Origin of the sequence: Actinospica durhamensis (genome assembly GCF_018139695.1) — a bacterium.
GTDB classification, from domain to species: Bacteria; Actinomycetota; Actinomycetes; order Streptomycetales; family Catenulisporaceae; genus Actinospica; species Actinospica durhamensis.
The window spans coordinates 1-381 of sequence record NZ_JAGSOG010000906.1; the positions used below are offsets into that span (position 1 = coordinate 1).

Annotated in this window: 1 protein-coding gene; it reads right to left on the minus strand. The window is 69.0% G+C overall.

The window, feature by feature from the left end; all coding sequences use genetic code 11:
* A partial coding sequence (locus KDL01_RS47410) for a HAMP domain-containing protein (protein ID WP_212534395.1) occupies positions 1-381 on the minus strand: 381 nt, incomplete at both ends.

Consider the following 381-nt stretch of genomic DNA (forward strand, 5'->3'; position numbering starts at 1 on the left):
GGTCGTGCGAGATGCCGGCCAGCATCACGGCGCGGTCCTGCTCCAGCTTGGCGAGCTTCTGCGCCATGCGGTTGAAGCCGATGTTCACCTCGCGGATCTCGCTGGTCACCACCTCTTCGTCGAGCTGGCTGGCCGCGAAATCGCCGTCGCGCACGCGGTTGGCCGCATACGAGAGCTGCTTGAGCGGCCGGTTGATCAGCCGCGCGATCGCCGCCGCGCCCGCCAGCGACAGCGCCCCGGCGGTGATCAGCCAGATCAGCCAGGTCTTGCCGCCGGCGGTGCTCAGGCGCGAGCGGTCCATCAGCAGCCAGTTCGGGTCGCCGTTGATCGTGAATCCCACCCACAGCCCGTTCCCGCCGTTCACGTTGCCCGCGACGATGG